Annotated in this window: 15 protein-coding genes, 1 tRNA gene and 1 pseudogene; 11 read left to right on the top strand and 6 right to left on the bottom strand. The window is 50.6% G+C overall.

Annotated features, from left to right (window positions below; genetic code table 11):
* The 3 genes and pseudogenes from ACJAZW_RS13005 to ACJAZW_RS13015 all read left to right on the top strand — a co-directional run.
* Nucleotides 1–211, top strand: a pseudogene (locus ACJAZW_RS13005) (hypothetical protein); the annotation flags it as partial.
* Nucleotides 208–1,368 carry a GNAT family N-acetyltransferase gene (locus tag ACJAZW_RS13010; protein WP_415158783.1) on the top strand — a complete coding sequence of 387 codons (1,161 nt, stop codon included), beginning with the start codon at nt 208–210 and terminating at the stop codon, nt 1,366–1,368. The pseudogene ACJAZW_RS13005 and the gene ACJAZW_RS13010, both read left to right, overlap by 4 nt.
* Before the next feature lie 79 nt (nt 1,369–1,447).
* Entirely contained in the window at nt 1,448–1,870 is a 423-nt protein-coding gene (locus ACJAZW_RS13015) for an HIT family protein (RefSeq protein ID WP_415158785.1), read from the top strand.
* Between the two features lie 48 nt (nt 1,871–1,918).
* Here ACJAZW_RS13015 and clpA read toward each other — a convergent pair whose 3' ends face one another.
* Both clpA and clpS read right to left on the bottom strand, forming a co-directional pair.
* A complete protein-coding gene (gene clpA / locus ACJAZW_RS13020; protein WP_415158787.1) occupies nt 1,919–4,321 on the bottom strand; it encodes an ATP-dependent Clp protease ATP-binding subunit ClpA in 2,403 nt (800 codons plus the stop codon).
* 9 nt (nt 4,322–4,330) lie between these two features.
* Nucleotides 4,331–4,684 (bottom strand): ATP-dependent Clp protease adapter ClpS, encoded by a 354-nt coding sequence (gene clpS / locus ACJAZW_RS13025; RefSeq protein WP_415158789.1) that lies wholly within the window; start codon nt 4,682–4,684, stop codon nt 4,331–4,333.
* 303 nt (nt 4,685–4,987) lie between these two features.
* Here clpS and ACJAZW_RS13030 point away from each other — a divergent pair, with 303 nt between their 5' ends.
* The gene (locus ACJAZW_RS13030; RefSeq protein WP_415158791.1) at nt 4,988–6,607 is read left to right on the top strand and encodes a serine hydrolase; all 1,620 of its coding nucleotides are present in this window, start codon (nt 4,988–4,990) and stop codon (nt 6,605–6,607) included.
* 13 nt (nt 6,608–6,620) lie between these two features.
* Nucleotides 6,621–6,929 carry a hypothetical protein gene (locus tag ACJAZW_RS13035; protein WP_415158793.1) on the top strand — a complete coding sequence of 103 codons (309 nt, stop codon included), beginning with the start codon at nt 6,621–6,623 and terminating at the stop codon, nt 6,927–6,929.
* A 10-nt stretch (nt 6,930–6,939) separates the two neighbouring features.
* Here the strand turns inward: ACJAZW_RS13035 and ACJAZW_RS13040 are convergent, their stop codons facing one another.
* The 3 genes from ACJAZW_RS13040 to mgtE form a co-directional block, all read right to left on the bottom strand.
* Nucleotides 6,940–7,842, bottom strand: coding sequence for a division plane positioning ATPase MipZ (locus ACJAZW_RS13040; RefSeq protein WP_415158795.1), 903 nt, complete (start codon nt 7,840–7,842; stop codon nt 6,940–6,942).
* 104 nt (nt 7,843–7,946) lie between these two features.
* Complete coding sequence (locus tag ACJAZW_RS13045; RefSeq protein WP_415158797.1) at nt 7,947–8,375, bottom strand: DUF1489 family protein; 429 nt, start codon at nt 8,373–8,375, stop codon at nt 7,947–7,949.
* A gap of 348 nt (nt 8,376–8,723) precedes the next feature.
* On the bottom strand, nt 8,724–10,142 hold the full coding sequence (mgtE, locus tag ACJAZW_RS13050) for a magnesium transporter (protein ID WP_415158799.1): 1,419 nt from the start codon (nt 10,140–10,142) through the stop codon (nt 8,724–8,726).
* Nucleotides 10,143–10,394: 252 nt separating this feature from the next.
* Between mgtE and ACJAZW_RS13055 the strand changes: the two genes are divergently transcribed.
* From ACJAZW_RS13055 to ACJAZW_RS13080, 6 genes are all read left to right on the top strand, one after another.
* The gene (locus ACJAZW_RS13055) at nt 10,395–10,715 is read left to right on the top strand and encodes a DUF2282 domain-containing protein (protein WP_415158801.1); all 321 of its coding nucleotides are present in this window, start codon (nt 10,395–10,397) and stop codon (nt 10,713–10,715) included.
* Nucleotides 10,716–10,782: 67 nt separating this feature from the next.
* Nucleotides 10,783–11,649 (top strand): DUF692 domain-containing protein, encoded by an 867-nt coding sequence (locus ACJAZW_RS13060; protein WP_415158803.1) that lies wholly within the window; start codon nt 10,783–10,785, stop codon nt 11,647–11,649.
* Complete coding sequence (locus ACJAZW_RS13065; RefSeq protein ID WP_415158805.1) at nt 11,636–12,424, top strand: putative DNA-binding domain-containing protein; 789 nt, start codon at nt 11,636–11,638, stop codon at nt 12,422–12,424. Before ACJAZW_RS13060 ends, ACJAZW_RS13065 begins: the two co-directional genes overlap by 14 nt.
* Nucleotides 12,424–12,903, top strand: a complete 480-nt coding sequence (locus tag ACJAZW_RS13070; protein ID WP_415158807.1) for a DoxX family protein — start codon at nt 12,424–12,426, stop codon at nt 12,901–12,903. The genes ACJAZW_RS13065 and ACJAZW_RS13070 overlap by 1 nt, the downstream gene beginning before the upstream one ends.
* A 130-nt stretch (nt 12,904–13,033) precedes the next feature.
* Nucleotides 13,034–14,092 (top strand): hypothetical protein, encoded by a 1,059-nt coding sequence (locus tag ACJAZW_RS13075; RefSeq protein WP_415158809.1) that lies wholly within the window; start codon nt 13,034–13,036, stop codon nt 14,090–14,092.
* A gap of 209 nt (nt 14,093–14,301) precedes the next feature.
* Nucleotides 14,302–14,805, top strand: coding sequence for a hypothetical protein (locus ACJAZW_RS13080; RefSeq protein ID WP_415158811.1), 504 nt, complete (start codon nt 14,302–14,304; stop codon nt 14,803–14,805).
* 91 nt (nt 14,806–14,896) lie between these two features.
* On the opposite strand, the gene ACJAZW_RS13085 is transcribed toward ACJAZW_RS13080, so the two are convergent.
* Nucleotides 14,897–14,983: transfer RNA gene (locus ACJAZW_RS13085), tRNA-Leu, on the bottom strand.
* Nucleotides 14,984–15,160 lie beyond the last annotated feature (177 nt).

The raw sequence follows: 15,160 nt of genomic DNA on the forward strand, positions 1-15,160 counted from the left end.
CCTCCATTATCCATGGACAAGGTTTGATTTTCTGTCATGTAAAGTTGATGATCTTGAAATGCCGCATGTGCGTTTTCTACGTGCAATCGGCTATAAAGTCATGACGTGGACAGTCAGAACCCAGTCGGCGCGCGCAGCCGCCGCGCTGCATGCAGATCAAATCATATTTGAAGGCGAAATAGGCAAAGAACTAAACGTCAGGACCAAGTGACAAAACCAAAGAACCAAGTCGTTGCAAAAACTTTTAGTGCCGCCGCACAAATTGGTGAAGCGGCATGGAACGCATGTGCGGGCAACCAAAACCCGTTTGTACAATATGCGTTCTTTAATGCTTTAGAAGGCTCGGGCAGCGCCTCGGCTCTTGCAGGATGGCATCCGCAGCATATTGGCCTGGTGGATGCACAAGGCAGCATCAGCGCCATCATGCCTGCCTACATCAAAAGCCATTCACAGGGCGAATATGTATTCGATCACGCTTGGGCCGACGCCTATGCACGTGCAGGTGGCAACTATTATCCAAAATTGCAAATCTCCATTCCGTTCACGCCCGCATCGGCGCCCAAATTGCTCTTAAGACCGGGAATACCGCATGAGCTGGCGAATGCCCTGCCCGACGCAGCGGCATCCGCCACCGTTCAATTGGGCTGTTCTTCGGCCCACGCAACTTTTCTATCCAAGCAAGAACTTGAAATTTTTACCTCAAAAGGCTGGCTGGAGCGCAATGACCAGCAATTTCATTGGACCAACCATGATTATCGGGATTTTTACAGTTTTCTCGAAACGCTAACATCGCGCAAACGCAAAGCCATCCGCAAGGAACGACGTGAAGCGCTGGCGAACGGCATTACGGTGGTGTGGAAAACCGGCAGCGAAATCACGGAAGCCGATTGGGACACTTTCTTCGAATTCTACCAGGATACCGGTGCTCGAAAATGGGGATCGCCTTATCTCAATCGCACCTTCTTTTCGATGATCGGTGAAAGCATGGCGGATCACATTCTGCTCATGTTTGCAATGGATGGAGAACGCACCATCGCAGGGGCATTGAATTTCATTGGCGAAGACACATTGTTTGGACGCTATTGGGGGTGCAACACCCACGTGCCATATTTGCATTTTGAACTATGCTATTATCAAGCCATAGACTTTGCCATCAAACAAGGATTAGGGCGCGTTGAAGCCGGCGCACAAGGTGGCCACAAACTGGCGCGCGGTTATGAACCCATTACAACCTATTCCGCCCATTATATTGCCCATCCAGCGTTCCGGGAGGCTATCGAGGATTATTTGATCAACGAACGTGAACATGTGGCCTTAGATCAAGCAGAAATGACGAAATATACGCCGTTCAAAAAACTGAGTTCGTAACCTACAGCAATTGACAATTTGCTGTGAATTCTGCACCCCTATTGGAAATAAACATTTCCCCTCGATCAAAGAGCGCAACATGTCCACAAGCTACGATCAGAATAACATCTTCACTAAAATCATTGCTGGCGACCTGCCCAGCCACAAGATTTACGAAGATGATGTGTGCATTTCAATCTTAGACATTATGCCTGAAAGCCGCGGGCATGTGCTGGTCATTCCGAAAAAAGGCGCCCGCAACCTGATCGATGTTGATCCCAACGATCTGGCTGAATTGATGAAGCGTGTGCAAAAGATCGCTGTGGCCGTAAAAATATCCATGAACGCTGACGGCTTATTGTTGCGCCAGGCAAACGAAGAAGTTGCGGGCCAAACTGTCTATCATCTACACTTCCACCTGATCCCATGTTATGCAGGCAAAAGACGCAGCCGACACGGATCAGTTGAAGTTTCCAACGAAGATCTTGCTGAAATTGCGGATCACATCAAAAAGCTTCTATAACAATTCCAGATACAAAAAGGCCGGTCACTGGACCGGCCTCCTCAATGTTTAGCTCTTTTCAGGGCTCTTTTTCAGACTGCGCTTTGGAGTAGATGGGACCCGAGCACTACTCGCCACAGGTTTTTTGCGTGGCTTTTTTGTAATAGCCTTGCGTTTTTCCGGTCCAGTAATTGCCTTTGGTTTGGCAGGCGCAGGTGGCAAAAACTTAAGGACAAGTTCATCGGCCCCACGCTTCACATCCACTTTCACCGTCCCGCCATTTTGCAACTTACCAAACAGCACTTCTTCAGCCAGTGGTTTTTTGATGTGTTCTTGGATGACGCGCGCCAGGGGCCGCGCACCCATTGTCTCATCATAACCACGCGTTGCAATCCATTTGTTCGCAGCTGGGGTCAACTCAATTGTGACACCACGTTCGCCCAATTGAGCTTCAAGTTGAATGACAAACTTCTCCACAACCTGTGAAACAACTTTTCCCGGTAGTGCAGCAAAAGAAATGACAGCATCCAAACGGTTTCGGAATTCTGGCGTAAAGAAGGTCTTTAGCGCCTCTTCGTCGTCGCCTGTGCGCTTGTCATTGGTAAAACCAACCGGCGCGCGCGCCATATCAGCGGCCCCCGCATTCGACGTCATAATCAAAATGACATTGCGGAACATAACTTCCTTGCCATTGTGATCGGTCAGCTTGCCGTGATCCATAACCTGCAACAAAATATTGAACAGGTCCGGATGCGCTTTTTCGATTTCATCAAGCAAAACAACGCAGTGCGGGTTTTGGTCGACTCCATCTGTTAACAAGCCGCCCTGATCAAATCCGACATATCCAGGGGGTGCACCAATCAATCTTGAGACAGTGTGGCGCTCCATATATTCAGACATATCAAAGCGCAAAAGCTCAACGCCCAACGTGTCCGCAAGCTGTTTGGCCACTTCGGTCTTGCCAACGCCAGTTGGCCCAGTGAACAGGTACGATCCGATTGGTTTTTCAGGTTCGCGCAACCCTGCCCGAGCAAGCTTGATGGCAGACGCCAAAGCAGAAATGGCAACATCCTGCCCAAACACGACACGCTTGAGGTTGTCTTCAAGCCCGGCGAGAAGTTCTGTATCTGATTTTGAAACTGACTTGGGTGGTATCCGTGCCATTGTCGCAATAGTCGCTTCAATCTCTTCGACACCAATGGTTTTTTTGCGCTGGTCTTCTGGCAACAATCGTTGCGCTGCGCCAGATTCATCAATCACATCAATTGCCTTGTCCGGCAGTTTGCGGTCGTTTATGTAGCGAGCGCTCAACTCAACAGCTGTTTTAAGCGCCTCGTTGGTGTACTCAACATTATGATATTTCTCGTAATAGGGTTTTAAGCCTTTCATGATGTCGATTGCATCGGGAACACTTGGTTCAGCCACATCAATCTTTTGGAATCGCCGCACGAGGGCTCTGTCTTTCTCAAAGAACTGACGATATTCTTTGTAGGTGGTTGAGCCAATGCAACGCATATCGCCAGAGGCAAGTGCCGGCTTCAACAAGTTCGAAGCATCCAACGCCCCACCCGATGTGGCACCCGCGCCAATGACAGTGTGAATTTCGTCGATAAACAGAATGCTGTCTGGCTCTTTTTCAAGCGCCTTCACAACTCCCTTCAATCGTTCTTCAAAATCACCGCGATATCGTGTGCCGGCCAACAACGCGCCCATATCCAGCGCATATATGGTCGCAGGTTTCAACACTTCAGGCACATCGCCTTCAACAATGCGTTTTGCCAAACCTTCAGCGATGGCAGTTTTGCCAACACCGGGATCACCGACATAGAGCGGATTATTTTTCGAACGACGACACAAAATCTGAATGGTGCGCTGCAACTCCGTAGCCCGCCCGATCAGCGGATCGATCTTGCCCAATTCCGCCTTTTTATTCAGATTAACGCAGAATTCATCAAGTGGAGATGCTGTGGTGGCGGCAGTTTCACTTTCCACTTCATCCTCCGCACCCCGAATAGGCCGCGTTTCCGTGGCGCCGGATTTGCCAATCCCATGCGAAATATAGTTCACCGCATCAAGTCGGGTCATGTCTTGCTGCTCAAGAAAATACGCGGCGTGACTTTCTCGTTCCGCAAAAATCGCAACCAACACGTTTGCGCCCGTCACCTCGTCACGCCCAGACGACTGGACATGAATGACGGCGCGTTGAATAACACGCTGAAATGCAGCGGTAGGGGTCGAATCCACATCCCCGTCAATAACAAGGCTTGAGAGTTCGTCTTCAATAAACTCTTCGAGATCTTGTCGCAGCGCTTCGCGGTCGACTTCACACGCATCAAGCACCGCAACGGCGTCATCATCGTCTGTAAGCGCGAGCAATAAATGCTCCAACGTCGCCAATTCATGCGAATGCTCACGCGCCAAATTCATCGCGTTATGTAGAGCTTTTTCCAAACCCCGGGAGAATGAAGGCATAGCTAACTCCTACTGTTTTTCCATTACGCACTGTAATGGATGTTGGTTTTTTTTGGCCGCGTCCATGACCTGAGTGACTTTGGTTTCTGCCACTTCATAAGGAAATATGCCGCACTCCCCCACGCCCTGATTGTGTACATGCATTGTAATTGACACAGCTTCATCTTGGCTCTTATTGAACACTTGTTGCAAAACTGCGATCACAAATTCCATAGGCGTATAGTCATCATTGAGCAACAAGACGCGATACAACTCTGGTCGCTTGACCTTTGTCCGCGTTTTCGTTGCAACACCTATGCCATCTCCAGAATCATCATCATTCTGGTCATTCGAAGACAGGTAATTTTTTTTCGTCTCGTTCATGGTGATTTCGGTGTCGTTTTCTGCTCGTGAATCTTGATCTCATTATGTAGGCAAAATATGGCCAATGTTAAGACCCTACTTGTCAAAATCTCACATCATGAATCTGATGCAATAATATTAAAATACGACGTACTTTTTAAAACAAATCAAAACAACTTTACTCATTCGTAAGAAGCCGCCCGTATTTTAGCGTCGAGTGCAAATCTGCTCCCGCCGCCTGTGTTGGCGCCCCGAATACGCGGAGCAGATGAATTGGTATTGTGTACGGGCCTGCGTATCGGCCCGATTTGTGTGGAGTGCAGGGTGGATTTCCTCTCTGATCTTTTAAAGCATCGCCGCGTTTTGATGTCTATTTTGGCATCATTCATTCTCGTGATGACGACAATTTTAGCGCCACAAACCGCGCAAGCTGCCAGCCTGCGCAAATATGCGGGTATTGTTGTTGACGCAAAAACCGGCAAAACGCTCTACTCGTATGCGGCAGATTCAAAACGATATCCAGCATCTGTCACAAAAGTGATGACGCTCTATGTCCTGTTTGAAGAACTCGCCGCCGGGCGCCTAAATCTTTCGTCAAAACTTAAGGTCTCCGTGTACGCTTCTAAAGCTGTGCCGACCAAACTTTATTTAAAACCGGGCACCACCATCACCGTTTCCGATGCCATACAGTCGCTGGTCACCAAATCTGCCAATGATTCCGCGCGTGTAATTGCCGAAAATATCTCAGGTTCGGTTCCAGCATTTGCCGCCAGGATGACCAAAACTGCGCGCGCACTCGGCATGTCTCGCACAACTTACAAAAACCCATCGGGTTTGCCCGATTCGGGCCAAGTCACAACCGTGCGCGATCAGGCACGATTGGGCATGGCGATTTTTCAGCATTTCCCGCAATATTTCAAATATTTCAAAACACGGTCTTTCCGTTACCGTGGCCAGAGCTATGGCAACCACAACCGGCTGTTGGGCTCGGTTCGCGGCGTTGATGGCATCAAAACCGGCTATACACGAGCAGCAGGCTACAACTTGCTGACGTCAGCCCGTGAAGGCAATCGCCACGTAATTGTCGCAGGATTTGGATTTGATTCCGGAGCGTCGCGAAACACAAAGGTGACCCAACTGGTCAACAAATACCTACCAAAAGCGTATAAGGGTGATTACTGGAAACAAGCGTCAATCGGTAAACCAAATTCAGGCAAGTCAAACTCATCGAGCCAAGAAATCGCGGTTGCACTCAATAGCACTCCACCAGCAAGACCTGCACAATTGGGTGGTACAAACGCGTTTGCCGAAGAAGCACAGGTAGTCGTACCCACACCCATTACCGTCCCAATCAAGCCGGCCACCACAGAACCGACCGAATCAGCGAGCAGAGTTGAAGTTGCAGCAATCTCTGTTGTGCCAGTACCGCCAAGCAGGCCCGAGGATTTATTGGCAGGAACCCAGCCAAAGTCGCTGGGTGTCATCGCAATCAATCAACAAGCACCAGCGCCACAACGTCAGACGTTGCAGAGGGCTAGTGCGTTCGCGCCGCTCGACCTTTTGGGCAATTTGATCAACCGCAACCAGCCTTCAACCCGGTCCGCGCCGAACCCGCCGCACGGTCTTATTCCCCCCGGCAGCATTGGTGATCCGCAAACAACCAGCGCGATCGCTCAACCACCGGCAATAAATACAAGCCCAGAAATTTGGGCTGTCCAGATCGGCGCAACAAAGAACCAAACCAATGCAAATCAACTCCTAGCCGACGCCAACAAACAACTCGCGATCCTAAAAGACTACCGTTCTACAGTTCAAACAGTAACGCGCAACGGCCAAAATTTTTACCGTGTGCGCTTCGTTGGGTTTGCAGGCGAAGCGGAGGCTGCAATGGCCTGTGGCGCCTTAAAAGAAAGAGAAATTCAATGCCTAGCCCTACCCGGCTAGGAGTTCGAAAAGCATGAGTAAAGAGTATCGGAGTAACTCAATGCAAGACTTGGAGCAACTAAAGGCACTCGCCAGTTTTGAACCTAAATCAGAATTGGCATCCAGTGATTTGAATAAGCGCAAATCCACGCTATTGCGTATCGCGCAAAATATCGCGGAGCGAAGCCAGAAAAAATCTGTTGCTGAAATGCTCAGCTCAGTAATGGCAATCTCGGCAAGAACCCGCCGCGTGCTTCACGACCCCGTTCGGGTTGAGCTGGATGTATTTAAAGCCGATGGTTCGCGCGCCGTCGTTTTACAGCTCGGGCAATTGGTCGACTAAACCAGCGACCCTAGTTGGCCGCAACATGTTGAAACAACGCATTCTCCAAAACACGAGCGCGCCACTCTTCCCTGCGCGCCCGACGTTCTTCAATGCGTTCACGTACCGGTAAGTTCAAGGCATCAACAAGTTTGCGATATTCTTGCCGTGCGCTGATTTGGGAGACCCCGCCGCCAAGTAAAATTTCATCGCTTGCCGGATCAAACACAGTAAGCCCTGATGAAAACAAAGACCTAAACGCCACGCGTTCTGCAATCCCCTCAGCCATACGGCAGCCCAAACGGCCAGATATCCGCTCAATTGCAGACTGAACATTTCGCATATTACGTGACGACAAAGACGCAATCCGGTTGCGTACAATCACCCAGTCAATGGTTTTCCCGTCAAGTGCCAATCGTTCTTTGCGGGATTGTTGTACCAGCCGCGCGTAATGGTTGATTGAACGGATCTCCAACGTTACCGGATCAACATCTGCCAACACGTCCAAATCGATCAAACTGTCATTGACCGGCGTTACCAGCGTATCTGCTAATGCATGGCTCAATCGGGTCAGATGCGTATCGAAGCCCGGCGTATCTACAATCAGAAAATCTGCGTGTTTTTCAACTTCTCCAACCGCTTGGCGGAATAATGAAAACTCAATCCGTTCGCGCTCCTTCGAGCTGTCGGATCGTGCGATTGGTAAGTGATAGTGGGTGGTGTGCGGAATTCGAATGCCGTGTTTTCGCGCCCAATTGCGTCGATTCTTCACATAATGGGTGAACGTTTGTTGCCGACTGTCCGTATCAATGGTCGCGACATTGTGACCTTGATAAAGCAGTTGAATGGCAAGATGAAACGCGGTGGTCGTTTTACCCGACCCGCCCTTTTCATTGCCCAGCACGATTAAGTGTGCCCCAGACCGCTCAGCCATTAATGATCCCTCGTTTGCCTACGCAATATTGACGGTAGTTGAGGCGTACAACAAGATAGTTTTTAGAGTTAATGAAATCTAACTTAATGATTGAGGTAAACGCGTTAAATAAGTCCTAACTCTGCCAAGGCTTGCGCCATCTCTTCAGGCGGCAAATCTTCGCCACCAACAGAAACCAGATCATTCGGCGCGTCTGCAAATTTCAAATAGCGCCAACCCTGAAAGGGGCGCTTGGGTTGCGGCACCGTGGGGATTAGGTCCTGATCCATCACTATGTCGCAGAAAGATCGGCCCTCACCGTCCATTCCCGCCTCCAGATCGACAATACGTTGCCGACACTGAATTTTACCACCAAACACCCAATAGATCGACCCGCCAGCCACCAGCTCTGTTGCACGCTTTGGCATCATACGCGTCCGGTGCCAGGCGTACCCATCAGGCCGACCCAACCCGCTTTGCACCTGGGCTGCGCGATAAGCGGCAAGACTATCAATAGATGTCGTGCCAACCGAAAGTTTGATGAGATGGATCATCGGTGAGGTTTTGCAATTCTTGCCAATCAAACCAGTAAAAAAAAGGGGCCCGACCAAATTGATCGCGCCCCATTTATTCTATGTCGCATCGCCTTAATCGTTAAATTAAGCGCTTACGATGACTGATACAAGTAGTCCAACTGACAGCAAACAAATGAATGTCCAAGTCGCTGCCCGCCAACATACCGCCTTTGATTGGCTGCGCATGCAGTCTCCTATATTTGTTAAGCCCCTCCAGCATCGCAGAAACGCGCCGCCGGAAACTTAACTAATAATTAACAATGAACCACTTTGCAAGCTTTGTATTTCTAGCACCAAACTGTGCATAAACCAGTGCATAAGCGTCAGCTACAATAGTCCAAATGCCAGCCCTGCCAGCCACAAAAATGCAAAGAATCCAACCACATCGGTGACAGTTGTCACAAAGGCAGTCGATGCAACAGCTGGATCAATATTCAAGCGATCAAGTCCAATGGGGATCAAAATACCCGACACCCCAGCTGCGAACATATTAATCACCATCGCGACGGCAATAACGCCACCAAGCAGCGGATTGCCAAACCAAACGGTTGCAACGACCCCGATGATGAGCGCAAATATGACGCCGTTGAGCGCCCCAACCGACACTTCACGTGTGATCAGCCGTCGAACGTTAAACTTGTCTAGTTCCTTGGTGGATAAAGCCCGCACGGTCACCGTCATCGCTTGCGTACCTGCATTTCCGCCCATGGAGGCAACAATGGGCATCAGCACGGCCAGCGCAACCATTTGTGAAATTGTGGCATCAAACCGACTAATGACCAAAGAAGCAAAAACTGCGGTAACCAAGTTCACCATCAGCCACGTTACGCGGCTACGCAGCGCATCCCAAACATTATCTGAAATCTCTTCGTCACCAACACCCGCGAGCCGTTTAATATCCTCCCCGGCCTCCTCTTGGATAACGTCAACGATATCATCAATGGTCAGCACACCAACCATGCGGTTAGATTCATCCACCACTGCGAGTTCAAGCAAATCGTATCGTTCAAACAGTCGCGCTGCTTCTTCTTGATCTTCTTCCGCCGCCACATCGATCGCGTTGTTATTCATGATCGATTCTATGCTGTCCGGCCGCCTAGAGCGCAGCATGCGGTCAAGCGCCAGCGTACCAAGCAAATTATACGATGGATCAACCACATAAATTTGATAAAAGTCATCGGGCAGATCATCGGCTTCCCGCATATAGTCGATTGTTTGGCCCACGGTCCAAAATGGCGGAATAGCAATAAAGTCGGTTTGCATCCGCCGACCTGCGGTGTCGTCGGGAAAGTCCAAACTTCTTCGCAATGCCAGACGTTCGAATGTCGGCAATTGCGCAAGAATTTCGGCCTGATCTTCGCCTTCAATATCCTCAAGAATATATACGGCATCGTCGCTGTCTAGGTCTTGCACACCGCGCGCGATCTGCGCATTTGGCAATGCCACCATCAATTCAAGGCGGATACCGTCATCAATTTCCGTGAGGACAGAATAGTCAAATTCATCGCCCAATAGGGTGATCAAGCCTATTCGGTCACCCGACGATAGCACTTCCAGCACATCACCAACATCGGCCGCATGCAGCGGCGCGATAAAGACCTTCACTTCGTCTGAATCTTCAGTTGCGATCAAATCAATGAGTTGGTCGATCCAATCACGATTGATATGGTCACTTTCATCGCGCAAAGGCGGAATATCGCCAAATTCGATCTCATTCTCTGTTGCTTGTGAGCTATCCTGAACCATAATTGCCTCCGCAAACTTTCTCGCGCGATCCCACCTTATGCTGGGTGTAACCAATTCACGAAACGCTGGCTAGTCAATGTTTTCGCTATATTGTCTGCTGCCACTTTTATTGTCATTGCCCTCATCACGCGCCGCTCACACCGATTTGAGCAGGCGTTATTTTATCTCTGGCTATTTTTACGGCAAAACACTCCGGCAGCCAGATGAGCTGCACAGAACAATTTTAAAAACAAAAATTCCTTGGAGGATTAAATGTCAAAGTCAAAAACCGCCACAAGCCTTATTGTTGCTAGCGCAATGGCTGCTGCAATTTCGTCTATTTCGTCAGTTGCACCAACATTCGCCCAAGAAAGTGCGACAGAAAAATGCTTCGGCGTTTCTCTTGCAGGAAAAAATGACTGCGCCGCGGGCCCAGGCACAACTTGTGCAGGCACCGCCAAGGTTGACTATCAAGGCAACGCTTGGGCGCTCGTTCCAGCAGGCCTATGCGAAGACTCTGAATTCTGGGCCAAAATAATTCCTGGTGGCCGCATGGGCTCAATGGAAGCTCTTGACCGCGATATGGTAAGCTAGACCATTAAGATTTGCCTTGGGACGACGATTGTCGCCCAAGGCCTTTCTTTGATAAAAGGGGCAATAGATGATGGGCGATTATTACGGCGTTGGAGTGGGGTTCAAACCAGAGCACTTTCAGAGCATCATCGAAACCCAGCCAGACCTAGGCTTTTTCGAAGTTCATGCCGAAAATTATATGGGGGATGGCGGCGCACCGCACCGCATGCTCGGTGCATTGCGCGAAAAGTTTCAGCTCAGCATCCACGGCGTCGGCCTATCACTTGGCACAATGGGTGAATTGGATCAACACCATCTTCATCGCCTAAAGACCGTCGTCGACCGCTATCAGCCAGCCTTGGTCTCTGAGCATTTGGCATGGTCTAGCCATGACGAAGCAAAAAATCTTGTTTTCCTCAATGACTTACTGCCCATTCCATATACTCAGGAAACCCTCGACAGAGTGGTTGAGCATGTGGACCAAACCCAAACAACCCTTGGGCGGCAAATCCTTGTCGAAAATCCATCAACCTATGTGGCGTTCACCGACACACAGATGAGCGAGATCGAATTCATCACGCAGATGCAGAAACGCACCGGTTGTGGTCTCATCCTTGACGTCAACAACGTCTATATTTCAGCCAACAACCAAAAAATGGATGCCTACGCGTATCTGGACGCATTCCCAACCCACGCTGTGGGGGAAATCCACCTCGCGGGCCACGCAGAAGACGTCGATGACGACGGTCAGCCTCTGCTCATCGACGCCCACGACCGGCAAGTCGCTCCTGACGTTTGGTCGCTTTACCGGCACGTCATCCAAAACACGGGAGAAACCACCACATTGATTGAATGGGACAATGATGTGCCCGATTGGCCAACGCTTTACAAAGAAGCGCTGGCCGCCAAGAATTTGATGGCAGGCATTGGAGCAAGCACCCATGCCGCCCAGTAAATCTCTATTCTCACACTCAAAATTCGCCGCCGGGCTGTTCGATCCCGACGCCCCTGCGCCCGCTGGTGTGGTTGATCCAAATGGCACCCCAGCGCCCAAGCGTTACAGTGTTTACAAAAACAATGTGGTTGTGAGCTATCTCGAAGCACTGGCGGCGGCTTATCCCGCTTGCAAGAACTTAGTTGGCGAGGCGTTTTTTAATGCCATTGGGCGCTCCTATTTGCAAAAAGTGCCGCCGAAATCTCAACTCATGATTTTGTTCGGCGAAGGGTTTTCAGATTTCGTCAAAGATTATCCACCCGCGTTACAAGTTCCGTTCCTACCAGACATTGCAAAGCTTGAGCGCGCATGGCGCCTTGCCTATCACAGTGCGGACATAGCGCCGATTTCCGCCGAAAAACTTGGCACGTTGCCCACAGACGAACTTGGAGAGGCAACAATTACGTTCTTGCCCTCAGTGGCGTTGGTCCGTTCAGGTTTCCCCGTATTCAGCCTGTGGCATGCCGCAACAAATCAGCATTCATTGGACGGCATTGATCCACAACACGCAGAAACAACACTGATCGTGCGCCCAGACTTACAAGTGGATGTGCACAATATCGCAATTGAGTTCGCGGCACCAATTCAAGCGCTGATGGCCGGCGAAACGCTAAACCGTGCGGCTGAAACTGGACTGATCGAAAACTCAAACTTTGATTTTTCAGCAATTCTGAGCCTGCTTATCCAATCGGGCTCCATCGCCAACATAAAACTATGTTCTAGGGGGACAAAATAATGCTCGGAACAATTTTTGGACGCTTCAATCGCTTGCACATGTTTGGACTGCCCGGGGCAATTGTTGCTTCGGCCGCCCTGTTGTGGGTTCGTTTCTTTTTAGGGATGCCCTATTGGAATTCAGGTTGGACAAAATGGGCGCAGTTCCCGTGGAAAATCAATTCGACGGCCAAGTATCTTTTCACTGAAGAGTTCCGTTTGAACATTTTTGGCGCGCAAATTCCCTTCCCCGCCCCTGAGCTGCTTGCCTATTTTGCCGGACTTGGTGAGGTGATTTTGCCGGTATTTTTAATTGCCGGCTTGTTTTCGCGCTTTGCCGCACTTGGCCTTTTAGGCATGACGGCGGTCATCCAACTTGTTTACCCAAGCGCTTGGATGATTCATGGCAGCTGGGCCCTCGCCGCTCTGTGCACAATTATCGTTGGCCCGGGTCTATTTTCCGCAGACGAAGCGGTCAGACGTTTGTTCAAAATCAAATAGTTGCATAAATGGCCATAACAACCGTTGTGGCCTGCGCCCCATTGCATATAACCTACCCCTATCGCGCCACAAGAGCGCACGAAAATACCAGTGCATAAATTGCACGGTGGGAAACAACAGGGCTGAGGAAATGAACAAGACCGTTATTGCAATCATTGCAGCCATCGTCGTTATTGGCGGTGGTTACTATATTTACGACAGTGGCCAAAAAGCTGAACAAGCGCGTATAGAAGCGACTGCGGCCAAAGAAGCCGCCGCAAAAGCCGCCGCCGAGGAAGCCGCTGCAAAAGCTGCAGCCGAGGAAGCTGCTGCAAAAGCTGCCGCTGAAGAAGCTGCTGCAAAAGCTGCCGCTGAAGAAGCTGCTGCAAAAGCTGCCGCTGAAGAAGCTGCTGCAAAAGCTGCCGCTGAAGAAGCTGCTGCAAAAGCCGCCGCCGAGGAAGCCGCTGCAAAAGCTGCAGCCGAGGAAGCCGCCGCAAAAGCTGCCGCTGAAGAAGCTGCTGCAAAAGCCGCCGCTGAAGAAGCTGCTGCAAAAGCTGCCGCCGAGGAAGCCGCGGCAAAAGCTGCCGCTGAAGAAGCTGCTGCAAAAGCCGCAGCCGAGGAAGCTGCTGCAAAGGCTGCAGCTGAAGAAGCTGCTGCAAAAGCTGCCGCCGAGGAAGCCGCTGCAAAGGCCGCCGCCGAGGAAGCTGCTGCAAAGGCTGCCGCTGAGGAAGCTGCTGCAAAGGCTGCCGCTGAAGAAGCTGCTGCAAAGGCTGCCGCTGAAGAAGCCGCTGCAAAAGCCGCCGCCGAGGAAGCCGCTGCAAAAGCTGCCGCTGAAGAAGCCGCCGCAAAGGCCGCAGCTGAAGAAGCCGCTGCAAAGGCTGCCGCCGAGGAAGCCGCTGCAAAAGCTGCCGCCGAGGAAGCCGCTGCAAAAGCTGCAGCCGAGGAAGCCGCTGCAAAAGCTGCAGCCGAGGAAGCCGCTGCAAAAGCTGCAGCCGAGGAAGCCGCTGCAAAAGCCGCCGCCGAGGAAGCCGCTGCAAAGGTCTCTACACCTGCACTATCTGTCGATTCGCTAAGCAAATTGATTGATGATTCGAGCTTGGATGACCTTCAAAAAGCTGCATTAAAGGCAGCCGTTCAAGCGGCAGGTGAAAATCAGGATGCGCTGAAAGCCATCTGGGATGATTTTGCCGCGAAAACGGCCGGCAACTAAACGCCAGTCGAACTGTCGGGAGCCAATCTCGACAGTTCCCCCCCCCTGAATGCCCGCAAAAATTATTTAATCATCGACTTAGCCTGCGTGACGGTTCATAACACGCGATCTTGGGAACAATTGTGGAACTTGCCATAATTGGGCCTAAATATCACGCAATCGAAGCATCACGCGCAACAATGCGCAAATGAACCAACGGGGCAAGGCAAATGAACAAGACAGTAATAGCAATCATCGCAGCTATCGTCGTCATCGGCGGCGGCTATTATGTATATGACAGCGGTCAAAAAGCCGAACAGGCAAAAATCGAGGCGGCGGCAACGGCTCAGGCTGAAAAAGACGCAGCAGACGCAAAAGCTGCAGAAGATAAGGCAATGGCGGAAGCTGAAGCAGCAGCAAAGGCTGAGGCAGAAGCCAAAGCTAAGGCCGAGGCAGAAGCTGATCTAGCCAAAATTGCTGAGGAAGCTGCCAAAATTGCTGAAGATGCAGCAAAAGCAGCGGCGGATGCAGCGGCAGCGGCTCAAGCTGAAGTAGACAACGCCGTCCAAGCTGTGGAAGAAGCGCTTACAGTTGAATCACTGACCAAAAATGTTGATGAATCAAACCTTGGCGATGCTGAAAAAACACTATTGAAAGCTGCCATTCAAGCCGCTGGCGACAACCAAGATGCGCTCAAAGCAATTTGGGAAGATTTCCAAGCGAGAAATCAATAATCATTTTAATTTTCGGCCGATCCCAATATTTAGCGGCAACACAGAATACAAAAAGCCCCGGGAGCAACAAGCTCTCCGGGGCTTTTTTGTTTGGTGCGGTCGAGAAGACTCGAACTTCCACGGGTGTTACCCCACAGCGACCTCAACGCTGCGCGTCTACCAATTCCGCCACGACCGCATTCGGTAGATTGGCTCACCAACTGGGTAAGCGCGCCACCAATTAGCAAATGCGTTTCCAGGTGACAAGCGAATTGATGCTTTTTGTGAAACTTTCGTCGACGCCTATCTCGGACGGACAATTTTTTGAGTGATATCAACCGACAATTGACTGTCATCGATCTTGATTTCACCAATA

The sequence above is a fragment of the Maritalea sp. genome, from assembly GCF_047634455.1.
Classification (GTDB): domain Bacteria; phylum Pseudomonadota; class Alphaproteobacteria; order Rhizobiales; family Devosiaceae; genus Maritalea.

What these genes read in the sequence shown, in the direction of transcription:
- ACJAZW_RS13015 (WP_415158785.1), top strand. Translation starts at nt 1,448, where the DNA reads ATGTCCACAAGCTACGATCAGAATAACATCTTCACTAAAATCATTGCT.
- clpA (WP_415158787.1), bottom strand. Translation starts at nt 4,321, where the DNA reads ATGCCTTCATTCTCCCGGGGTTTGGAAAAAGCTCTACATAACGCGATG.
- clpS (WP_415158789.1), bottom strand. Translation starts at nt 4,684, where the DNA reads ATGAACGAGACGAAAAAAAATTACCTGTCTTCGAATGACCAGAATGAT.
- ACJAZW_RS13035 (WP_415158793.1), top strand. Translation starts at nt 6,621, where the DNA reads ATGAGTAAAGAGTATCGGAGTAACTCAATGCAAGACTTGGAGCAACTA.
- ACJAZW_RS13040 (WP_415158795.1), bottom strand. Translation starts at nt 7,842, where the DNA reads ATGGCTGAGCGGTCTGGGGCACACTTAATCGTGCTGGGCAATGAAAAG.
- ACJAZW_RS13045 (WP_415158797.1), bottom strand. Translation starts at nt 8,375, where the DNA reads ATGATCCATCTCATCAAACTTTCGGTTGGCACGACATCTATTGATAGT.
- mgtE (WP_415158799.1), bottom strand. Translation starts at nt 10,142, where the DNA reads ATGGTTCAGGATAGCTCACAAGCAACAGAGAATGAGATCGAATTTGGC.
- ACJAZW_RS13055 (WP_415158801.1), top strand. Translation starts at nt 10,395, where the DNA reads ATGTCAAAGTCAAAAACCGCCACAAGCCTTATTGTTGCTAGCGCAATG.
- ACJAZW_RS13060 (WP_415158803.1), top strand. Translation starts at nt 10,783, where the DNA reads ATGATGGGCGATTATTACGGCGTTGGAGTGGGGTTCAAACCAGAGCAC.
- ACJAZW_RS13065 (WP_415158805.1), top strand. Translation starts at nt 11,636, where the DNA reads ATGCCGCCCAGTAAATCTCTATTCTCACACTCAAAATTCGCCGCCGGG.
- ACJAZW_RS13070 (WP_415158807.1), top strand. Translation starts at nt 12,424, where the DNA reads ATGCTCGGAACAATTTTTGGACGCTTCAATCGCTTGCACATGTTTGGA.
- ACJAZW_RS13075 (WP_415158809.1), top strand. Translation starts at nt 13,034, where the DNA reads ATGAACAAGACCGTTATTGCAATCATTGCAGCCATCGTCGTTATTGGC.
- ACJAZW_RS13080 (WP_415158811.1), top strand. Translation starts at nt 14,302, where the DNA reads ATGAACAAGACAGTAATAGCAATCATCGCAGCTATCGTCGTCATCGGC.